The sequence below is a fragment of the Chrysiogenia bacterium genome, from assembly GCA_020434085.1.
GTDB lineage: Bacteria > JAGRBM01 > JAGRBM01 > JAGRBM01 > JAGRBM01 > JAGRBM01.
The window spans coordinates 1-9,590 of record JAGRBM010000441.1 but is presented as its reverse complement, the minus strand read 5'-3'; the positions used below and the strand labels follow the sequence as shown (position 1 = coordinate 9,590).

Below are 9,590 nucleotides of genomic sequence, written 5' to 3'. Positions count from 1 at the left end.
TCTAGAGGCAGTGACCATCCCAAGGAATGCGCGATATGAGAAATCCTGCAACATTCGGCTGCGCCCTGATCGCCGTGATCGGCCTGCTGGCGGGGGGCTGCGCCTCCTGGAAGCCCAGCAACGCCTCCGGCGGTGCGCGCCAGCCCAAGCGTGGCTTCGACAAGCCCGCGGGCGCCTTCAAGATCAAGGAAGTCCCCGAAAAGCTCAAGAACTTCGGCAGCAGCGAGGAAGAAGAGGCGGCCACGCCCTTCCCCGGCGCCGAGGGTGAGGAAGCAGCGAGCGAAGAAGCCGCGCCCCTGGCGGCCCCCCCCGCCGAGGACGCTCCCGCCGAATCTCGCAGTGAGCCGGCCCCCGACCTGGCACCGCACCTCAAGAACGGCGGCCAGCCCCAGCTCATCACCGACCGGAGCGCGGGCCTGCCGGGCTTCATGGTGGCGCCGGGCACCGCCAGCGAGGCGGACGTCCGCGCCGAGCGCCTGCACCGCCTGCTGCTCACCGATCCGCCCAAGGCGGCCAGTGCCGCGGTCGTTGCCGTGCGCGTGCGCCACGGGGCGCTCTCGGTCATGGTGGAGATTCCGGTCAGCCAGGATCCCAGCGTGCGCGATCTCTCCGAGATCGCGCGCAAGGTGGTCGAGCAGACCGCCAAGGCCATTCCCGAGGCGGGCGACCCGTCCAAGGTGGTGGAGATCGAGGTCTACACCGGCAAGCATCAGGTTGCTTCATGGAAGGCCGGTGCCTGGGAGTTCACACCTCCGCCACAACCGGACAACTAAACAGGACTCTCAAGAGGAACCCCTCGTATGCCGGAGACCGGGCAGCATCAGCGCCACACGCGCGCCCCCGTGCGGATCGACATCCTTCGCAGGATGATCCGCACCGGTGCGCACAATCGCGCCCAGAAGCTCATCGAGCGGATGCCCCCGGCCGACATCGCCGAACTGCTGCCCAACCTCTCGGGCGGGGAGCAGAAGACCCTCGTCAATCTGCTCTTCAACTCCGCACGCGCGGGCAAGGTGCTCGCCGAGCTCCCGGTGGAGTTCCTTCCCGAAGTGCTGCCCATGGTCGAAGACCGGCAGATGGCGACCATCGTGGGGCGCGTGCCGCCCGACGACGGTGCCTATTTTGTGGAGATGCTGCCCGAAGAGCGCCGCCTGCCCGTGCTGCGCCTGCTGGAGCCGACCGTCCGCATTCACATCGAGCGCATTCTGGGTTCCCCCGAGGAGAGTGCCGGCGCGCTGATGACCACGCGCATCGCCACGCTCCACGAGTCGGCGACGTGCGAGGAAGGCGTCGCGCACCTGCGCAAGATCGGCGAGACCGTCGAGGAAATTTTCTACCTCTACGCCGTCGACGAGGAGAACCACCTCAAGGGCGTCGTGCCCATTCGCAAGCTGCTGCTGGCGCCGGGCGAGAAGCTCATCCGCGACGTGATGATCACCGACCCGGTCAGCATTCGCGAAGACGCCGACCAGGAAGTCGCCGCTGACCTCGTCGAGAAATACAACCTCATGGCGCTGCCCGTCGTCGACGAAACAGGCAAGTTGCTGGGCACGATTACCGTCGACGACGTGCTCGAAGTCATCCAGGAAGAGGCCACCGAGGACATGTACCGCATGGTCGGCCTCGACGAGGAAGACCGCGTGTTCTCGCCCATGATGCTCTCGCTCCAGCGGCGCCTGCCCTGGATGGTGCTCAACCTGGCGACTGCCTTTCTGGCGGCCAGCGTGGTGGGTGCTTTCGAGAACACGATCCGCTCGGTCGTCGTGCTCGCCGCCTTCCTGCCGGTGGTCGCCGGCATGGGCGGCAACGTGGGAACGCAGACGCTTACCGTCGTCACCCGCGGCATCGCACTCGGCGAGTTGAGCCTGAGCTCGGTCATGGCCGTCATGGGCAAGCAGATCGGCATCGGCCTTTGCATCGGCGCCTCGGTCGGCCTGCTCGCCGCGGGCGCGGGCTACCTCTGGCAGGGAAATGCCTATCTTGGCGCCGTGCTCTTCCTGGCCATGTGCGTGAACCTCGCGCTCGCCGGCCTGGCCGGTGCCTCGGTCCCGCTCCTGCTGCACCGCTTCCGCCTCGACCCCGCCATGGGCTCGGGCGTCATTGTCACCACCGTGACTGACGTGGGCGGCTTCTTCGCCTTCCTCGGCCTGGCGACGCTTTTTCTCGACAAGCTCCAGATGGCCCACTGACGGGGCTTTCACCCCTTTCCCGCTTCCCGACCCTTCCCCGGTTTGGACGCCGCCGCCGCCCGCGCGCTAGGCTCATGCTTGCGCGACGACAGGAAGGCGGCAGGATATGGCGAAGGACGGGGTTCGCAAGATTCCCAGGGGCCGTGTCACACGCATGGCGAGCCTGGGCAACATGGCCGTGGGCGTCTCCAACAACATGGCGCTGGCCGCGGGCCGCACCCTTCTGGGCGGCGGCATCGACAGCGCGGCCGAAAAGTTCCACCAACAGACAGCCAAAACCTTCGCCCAGTCACTGGCCGGAATGAAGGGCCTTCCCATGAAGGTCGGCCAGATGGTGAGCTATATCGACGACGCCATCCCGGCGGGCTATCGCCACATCTATACGCAGGCGCTCTCGGAGCTGCAGGTGCGCGCACGGCCCATGCGCTGGAGCGAGATCGAAGCGGTCTTCAAGAAGGACCTGGGCGCAAAGCCCGAAGACATCTTTAAAAAGTTCGAGCGCGAGCCCATCGCCGCGGCCAGCATCGGCCAGGTCTACCGCGCCGAGCTGCCCGACGGGCGCGTCGTCGCGGTGAAGGTCCAGTACCCCGGCATCGACGAAGCGATCCGATCGGATCTCAAAAATCTCGACCTGCTGCGCAACGCCATGGCGATGGTGCTGCCCAAGGTCGATCTCGAACAGACCCTCGACGATCTCACCTCCCGCGTGCTCGAAGAATGCGACTACGGCTGCGAGCTGTGCAATCAGCAGGACTTTGCCGACGCGTGGGAAGGCACGCCCGGCGTGGTCATCCCCCGCCCGCACACAGAGCTCTGCCGCGATCACATTCTGGTGCTCGATTACGTGAGCGGTGAGTCCTGGGAAGAGATGCGCGCGCGCGGCAATCAGGAAGAGCGCAACGAGATCGGCCGCAATCTCTTCGCCTTTCTCTTCCGCTCGCTCTATGTCCACGGCATGTTCAACGCCGATCCCCATCCGGGAAACTACCTCTTTCCCGGCGGAGCCGATGTGGCGTATCTGGATTTCGGCTGCGTGCAGCGCTATCCGCCCGCCGTGCTGGCGGATTTGAAGGGCGTTGGATCACTGGTTCGAGAGGGCGGGCGCGGCAGCGAGCTGCGCGAGGCGCTCGCGCGGGTGTGGGAAATTCAGGACGAAGTCGACGAAGAGGAATGGGCTTTTCTCGAAGAATACGCGGTCGCCGTCTACGAGCCCGCCATCAAGGACGAGCCCTTTACCTTCAACCGCGCCTACACCGAACGTCTCTCGGATCTCTCCATCAAGGGCGGCTTCCTCGCCGCGCGGAAAGCCCTGCGTAAGGGAATCCGCGAAGCCAAGCGCCCGGGAATGCTCTACCTCAACCGCATCCAGTTCGGCCTGGCCAGCGTGCTCGCCTCCATCGAGGCCGAGGCCAACTGGCATGAGGTCCTGGGGGAAATTCTGGTTGAAGCCCAGTCTTGAGCAGGCCATCCCCGGCCATTTCACATCTTTGTTCAGATCGTGAACGTAGACGTGCTCGTGCGCGTGCGCGTGCGCGTTTCGAACACGTCCACGAGCACGTTCACGACAGTTGATCCAATTCCGTTAGATGCGGCTGGCGAGAACTGCCGAATTGGCGAGGATCTTACGCCTCAGGCCTCGGTATCCAGAAACACCTCAAACGTCTCCAGCGAGCCCTTCTTTGCGAAGGCCTCGGGCGGCAGGGTGCCCGAGCGGGCGTGACCCTTCTTGAAGGCGTCGGATCCCACCCAGGCCTTGAACTGCTCTTCGGACTCCCAGAAGGTCTGGACGACGTAGGGCTGATCTTCGCCCTTGGGGCGCAGCACGGCGTTGCGGATGAAGCCGGGCATCTTGTCGACTTCCTTGGCGCGGTTGCGGAAATTGTCCTCGAACTTCTCGGCGTATTCGGGGGTTACGAAAATTCGGTTCATGGTGACGAACATGGCGTGCTCCAACTCAAATAAGTTGGGGCGAGTATTGCGGCCACGGGCCAAGGGGGCAAGTGCGGTTGACCCCGCGCGAGAGCAGGCGAATCAGGCCTCATCGGCGGTCCGGGCACCTGCTATACTCTGGAATGTGCGCGTAAGGAGGGCGTGTGAATTACTACTACGAAAACGTCCCCGGCCTTGGGAACATCGCGCTCAGCAGGCACGCCCAGGAGCGCGCGGCCGCCCAGTCCATCAGCGACGAGGCGGTCGAAGAGACCCTCATGTATGGGAAAGACACACCTGACGGCATGGACACCATCTGGCGTGAACACAACGGGGTGCGCCTGGTGATCATCACGCCGACGCCGTTTCGGGGCGCGAAGCTGGTCAAGACAATGTACCGCGTTCAGGGGCGGGAGACGGTGAGATAGTTCCTCAGCCCGCCTTGGCCAGCGCCTGCGAGACATCGTCGGCGCTGGCGTAGCGATCCTCGGGGGCTTTTTCCAGGCACTTGAGAACGATCTGCGAGAGCGTCTCCGAGACTTCCTCGCGGTATTTGCGCGGGTCCTCGGGCGGGGTGTGCACGTGGTGGTAGGTCAGCTCGCCCTCGGTAAAGGGCGGGCGATTGCACAGCAGCTCATAGAGCACGCAACCCAGCGCGTAGATGTCCGTCTGCGGGCTGATGGCGTCGCCGCGAATCTGCTCGGGCGCCATGTAATAGGGCGTCCCGGCCGTGCGCGTCTGCACCTTGCCGACCTCTTCGTCGTAGGTGCGCGCCAGGCCGAAGTCCATCAGCTTGATCATCTTGTCGTTGGTCCAGAACAGGTTCGAGGGCTTGAGATCCCGGTGCACGATGTGGCGGCTGTGCGCGTGTGCGAGCGCCGCGCAGATCTGGCGCGCGATGTTCACCACGCCCGGCACCGAGATGCGGCGACTGCGGATGATCTTGTCAAAAGTCTCGCCCTCGATCTTCTCCATCACAATGAAGTAGCCGCGCTCGTCCTTGCCCGCGTCAAAGACCTGCACGATGTTCGGATGGGAGAGTCGCGCGGCCGAGCGCGCTTCTTCCATGAGGTTCTTGGCGGCCTTGGGGTGTTCTTTGAGATCATCCGGGAGCGCCTTGTAGGCGACTTCGCGCTTCAAAGTCTCGTCGATGGCGTCGTAAACAACGCCCATGCCGCCGCGTCCGAGCGCGCCCTTGAGGGTGTAGCGATTCTCCGTGGGAGCGACCGAGGCCATGGTGCGCGCGTTGGGATCGGCAGCCCCGCCCGGCCCGCTGGAGACCATGTCGCTGGCCTGGGTGCGCGCCGATTGGTCGACGTCGCTGGCCATGGTGCGGGTGTTCGCGTCCGAGATGGCTTGCGCAGAACCTGACTTGCCCGCCTTGCTGCGACCGAGCACCTTGCCGTCGGCAATGGCCTTCAGGCGCATGGCCACGTCCTGGTAGCCGTAGCTCTCGGCGTTGACGCGCTCGTAGAGGCTACGCGCCTCGTCGATGTTGCCGTCCATCTCCTCGAGCTTGGCCAGCAGATAGTAACCGTGCACCGTGTCGGGGCTGAGGGTGACGTTCTCGAGCGCCTTGCCGAGGGCCGCGCGTGCGCCGGGGCGGTCGCCCTTTTTCACAAAAATCTCTCCGAGCATCACGCGCGACTCGCGGTAGTCGGCGCTCTCGGAGCCCACCTGCTGGAGCATGCGGATGGCCTTGTCGAGCAGGCCCGCCTCATAGAAGAGCTTGCCCGCCCCCAGGCTGTCGCCGGCGGAAGCCAGTGACTCGGCCTGCTGCGTGAGGTCGCCGAGCTGCTCGAAAGCGCGGGCGGCCATGTCGTACTCGCCCGCCTCTTTATAGAGCGCGGCGGCGCGCTCGGCATCGCCGGCGGCGGCAAACATCTCGGCGGCCTGGCGGTTGTCACCGGCGCGCTCGTAGAGCTCGCCCGCCTTGGCCAGGTTGTTCATGGTGTAATAGAGATCGGCGGCTGCCAGCCATTCCTCGGCTTCCTCGAAATAGCGACCGGCCTCGATGAGTTCGTCTTTTTGCTGATGATACTGTGCCAGCACCAGGGCGGCCTGCTTGTCCTGCCCGATCTGGCGATAAATCTCGGCGGCGGCCTGGTGCTGGTCGCCCATCATGCAGATCTCGGCCAGCTCCTCGCTCGGCGGCAGGCGCTTGGCAAGCTGCGCGGCGAACTTCCACTGTTCCATTTCCTTGGCGAAGTCGAAGGCTCGCTGGTACTCGCCCTCTTTGGCCCAGATTTCCAGGCAACGCTTGAGGCGCCCCACGTCGGAGTCCGACATGGCCGCGCCCTTGCCGCGCAGGGCGCTGGTGCGCAGGTCGCGCTCGAGAATCTCGGCGGCGTTCCGCCCGCCACCGGCGGCCAGCAGCTCACCGGCCTTGGAATCCATCCCGCCCGCCTCATACAGGCGCGCCGCGCGCACCATGTCGCCGGCGCGCTCGTAGGCCTCAGCGGCGCTGAGCGTCTTGCCCGACTCCTCGAAGGCGACGGCGGCGGTCTGCCACTCGCCGTCCTCGGCGGCCATGCGGGCGAGTTCCTCCCACTCATTGGAGGTCTCGAGGATGTTCTTGGCCTTGGAGCGCTCGCCCATTTCGCGGAACAGGCGCGCCTGGTCGACGGCGTTACCGCCCTTCTTGTAGCACTCCATGGCCTTGTCGCGGTTGCCCAGGCGCTCGTAGACCTCGCCCATGCCATGGAAATTGCCGGCTTTTTTGTGGAAGTTGAGCTCACTCATCAGGGCGCGGCGCTGCTTTTTCTGCTCGTTGCGCGCCATGCCCTTGTCGGTCGAGCCGAAGACGACGCGACCGACGTAATAGAGGAAGAAGCCGACCACCAGCAGACTCAGGTAGAGCCCCGGCGGTTCACGCAGAAATGTCACGACGTTGCTCAGCTGGTCCGAATCACGAACCTGCGCGAGCATCTCGCCGACCGGATTGACCTCGGTTGCCTGTTGTTCGTTCACGATCCTCTGTCCCGTCGTCCCACAATCATCAGAATCGTCACGGCAATGATCATCAGGACCCAGCCCATGACGATGTAAATCGACTCAAGCAATCCCATCCTGGGCAGCGGCAGCGCGGCAAAGCCGAGGCCCGCGGCCAGCAGGTAGAGGAAGAGCACAGCGGTCCGCGGATGCATCCCCAACGCCACCAGCCGGTGGGAGAGATGCGAGCGGTCCCCGATGTAGATCGGCCTCCCCTCACGGAGCCGGATCACGATCACCGACACCATGTCGAACACCGGCACGCTGAGCACGATCACCGGGAGGACGATCGGAATCAGCGTGGACGACTCCTGGGTCACATAGGATTCGAGCGTGGTGAGCACGCCCATGGTGAAGCCCAGAAAGAGCGATCCGGTGTCTCCCAGGTAGATGCTCGCCGGGTGGAAGTTGAACGGCAAAAAGCCGGCCGCCGCCCCGACGAACGCCAGCAGGATCATCTGCATGAAGAGCTGTCCCTGCTGGAGCGCTACTGCCCACAAGATCAGTCCGGAGATTATGACGAGACCGCCCGCAAGTCCATCCATGTTGTCGACGAAGTTGAGGGCGTTGGTGATCGCCACGATCCAGATGACCGAAATCACAAAATTGAGGGTCGGATCGCCGAAGGCGGTGGTATGGACCCCGCCGGCCACGGCCAGAATGGCGGCCACGAACTGGGCCAGCAGCTTGAGCCGGGCCGGGAAACGCGCCCCGTAGATGTCGTCGAGCAACCCGGTTCCCACGCACACCAGCGCGCCCAGGAAGTAGCCCGTCAGCTCCGGCGCACGCCCGCGCGCCAGCACGCTCTGCTGGTTCAGGTCCTCGAAGCCCAGGGAGCCGAGCACCCCGGCCCCGACATCGGTCAGCAGCAACGTCAAACCGCCCACCGTCACCAACGCGAATGCGGCGAAGACGGCGAGGCCGCCCAGGTAGGGAATCGCCTCATTCTGCGCCTTGCGCTCTCCGGGATGGTCGAGAAGCCCGGTGCGCAGCGCGAGCTTGCGCACCAGCGGCGTAAAGGCCGCCGCGAGCCCGGCGGCAACGAAGAAAATGACAAGAGAAAGCGGCAACGGCACGGGCGGATTACTCTCAGTACAAAGTGATCGGCGCCGTCACAGGGCCCCGCTCAGGCCGCGTGTTCGACGCGGCGTTTGTGTTCGACGATCCGGCTGAGGATCTGGTCGAGGCTGTAGCGTGGTTTGTAACCGGCAACGCGCCCGGCCTTGGAAATATCGGGCACGCGGCGGCGCATGTCTTCGAAGTTGCTGGCAAAGGCTTCCTCGTAGGGAACCAGCCGGATCTGCGAGTCCGACCCGGTGAGCGCGATGATCCGCTCGGCCAGGGCGCGGATGGAGATCTCTTCGGTTCCGCCCAGGTTGAAGACCTCGCCCACGGCGGCGCTCTCATCCATGAGGGCGCGCATCCCGCGCACGGCGTCCTCGACGTCGCAGAAGGTGCGGCTCTGCTCCCCGTCGCCATGGACCTCAAGGGTCTCCCCCCGCAATGCCGCGGAGACAAAGCGCGGGATCACCATGCCGTAGCGCCCGGTCTGGCGCGGACCGACAGTATTAAAGAGGCGCACGATGACGACGGGAAGCCCCTGCTCGCGGTGGTAGGCCAGGGCCAGGAACTCGTCGAGCGCCTTGGTGCACGCATAGCCCCAGCGCGAGAGGTGCGCGGGGCCGGTCACCGAGTCGTCTTCTTCGCTCAGCGGGGCCTTGGCATTTTTGCCATAGACCTCGGAAGTCGAGACCACCAGCGTGGGCGTCTTGCGCTGCGCCGCCGCGCGCAGCAGGGCGGCGGTGCCTTCGACGTTGGTGGTGATGGTCTGCAGCGGATTTTCGATGATGTAGCGAACGCCCACAGCGGCGGCCAGGTGGTAGATGCAGTCGGCATCGGCCACGGCCTCGCGCAGCAGGGCCTCGTCGAGGATGGAGCCCTCTACGAGGCGCATCGGGGCACCCTTCAGGTGCTCAAGGTTGCTTGCGCAGCCGGTCGAGAAATTGTCGAGGATGGTCAGTTCGTGGCCGTCGGCTACGAGGGACTCGGCCAGATGTGAGCCGATGAATCCTGCTCCACCTGTGATCAAAACACGCATGGGTCGGTGTTCCAGTTTCCTGCAGGCGCTCTGCCGCAAACCCCTTCAAAGCGCCGCCCGTGCCCCATTCTTCCCAGAGGGGCATCATAACCCATTGAAATCACGGGCGCAATTTGAGGCTGGGCGTAAAGAGCAAGTGACCGGCCCTCACCCGTCAGCGTCGCAACCTGAAACAGCCAATAAACAGCACGACCGGCAAGTCCCAGGGCGCCTGGCCCATGTTCCTTGCCGGTCGTGCTGCTCTCAAAGGAGGGGTCTCTCGAGGTACTTAAGAGGCCCCCCCTCCCTTCGGCGACCGTTTTGAAGAACGGTCCCCTTGGTCGCTTCACCGTGAAATCAGTATGAGGAAGAAACCGCCAAACTTCTGTGAGAAGGCTCACAGG

Annotated in this window: 8 protein-coding genes; 4 read left to right on the top strand and 4 right to left on the bottom strand. The window is 64.8% G+C overall.

What is annotated here, in order from left to right; translation table 11 throughout:
- Positions 1 to 35: 35 nt before the first annotated feature.
- From KDH09_15140 to KDH09_15130, 3 genes are all read left to right on the top strand, one after another.
- On the top strand, positions 36 to 773 hold the full coding sequence (locus KDH09_15140; GenBank protein MCB0221030.1) for a hypothetical protein: 738 nt from the start codon (positions 36 to 38) through the stop codon (positions 771 to 773).
- Positions 774 to 800: 27 nt separating this feature from the next.
- A complete protein-coding gene (gene mgtE / locus KDH09_15135; protein MCB0221029.1) occupies positions 801 to 2,189 on the top strand; it encodes a magnesium transporter in 1,389 nt (462 codons plus the stop codon).
- Between the two features lie 106 nt (positions 2,190 to 2,295).
- Positions 2,296 to 3,648, top strand: coding sequence for an AarF/ABC1/UbiB kinase family protein (locus KDH09_15130; protein MCB0221028.1), 1,353 nt, complete (start codon positions 2,296 to 2,298; stop codon positions 3,646 to 3,648).
- Between the two features lie 170 nt (positions 3,649 to 3,818).
- Here KDH09_15130 and KDH09_15125 read toward each other — a convergent pair whose 3' ends face one another.
- Positions 3,819 to 4,130, bottom strand: coding sequence for an antibiotic biosynthesis monooxygenase (locus tag KDH09_15125; protein ID MCB0221027.1), 312 nt, complete (start codon positions 4,128 to 4,130; stop codon positions 3,819 to 3,821).
- Between the two features lie 152 nt (positions 4,131 to 4,282).
- Here KDH09_15125 and KDH09_15120 point away from each other — a divergent pair, with 152 nt between their 5' ends.
- Positions 4,283 to 4,546 (top strand): DUF4258 domain-containing protein, encoded by a 264-nt coding sequence (locus KDH09_15120; protein MCB0221026.1) that lies wholly within the window; start codon positions 4,283 to 4,285, stop codon positions 4,544 to 4,546.
- A gap of 4 nt (positions 4,547 to 4,550) precedes the next feature.
- Here KDH09_15120 and KDH09_15115 read toward each other — a convergent pair whose 3' ends face one another.
- Genes KDH09_15115 through KDH09_15105 form a run of 3 tightly spaced genes read right to left on the bottom strand, consistent with a single transcriptional unit; the run spans position 4,551 to position 9,207 of the window.
- A complete protein-coding gene (locus tag KDH09_15115) occupies positions 4,551 to 7,088 on the bottom strand; it encodes a protein kinase (GenBank protein ID MCB0221025.1) in 2,538 nt (845 codons plus the stop codon).
- Positions 7,085 to 8,185, bottom strand: coding sequence for an undecaprenyl/decaprenyl-phosphate alpha-N-acetylglucosaminyl 1-phosphate transferase (locus tag KDH09_15110; protein MCB0221024.1), 1,101 nt, complete (start codon positions 8,183 to 8,185; stop codon positions 7,085 to 7,087). Before KDH09_15110 ends, KDH09_15115 begins: the two co-directional genes overlap by 4 nt.
- Before the next feature lie 50 nt (positions 8,186 to 8,235).
- Positions 8,236 to 9,207, bottom strand: coding sequence for a GDP-mannose 4,6-dehydratase (locus KDH09_15105; protein MCB0221023.1), 972 nt, complete (start codon positions 9,205 to 9,207; stop codon positions 8,236 to 8,238).
- Positions 9,208 to 9,590 lie beyond the last annotated feature (383 nt).

Excerpts from the sequence above, each read along its gene's own strand:
- KDH09_15140 (MCB0221030.1), top strand. The coding sequence starts at position 36 with ATGAGAAATCCTGCAACATTCGGCTGCGCCCTGATCGCCGTGATCGGC.
- mgtE (MCB0221029.1), top strand. The coding sequence starts at position 801 with ATGCCGGAGACCGGGCAGCATCAGCGCCACACGCGCGCCCCCGTGCGG.
- KDH09_15130 (MCB0221028.1), top strand. The coding sequence starts at position 2,296 with ATGGCGAAGGACGGGGTTCGCAAGATTCCCAGGGGCCGTGTCACACGC.
- KDH09_15125 (MCB0221027.1), bottom strand. The coding sequence starts at position 4,130 with ATGTTCGTCACCATGAACCGAATTTTCGTAACCCCCGAATACGCCGAG.
- KDH09_15105 (MCB0221023.1), bottom strand. The coding sequence starts at position 9,207 with ATGCGTGTTTTGATCACAGGTGGAGCAGGATTCATCGGCTCACATCTG.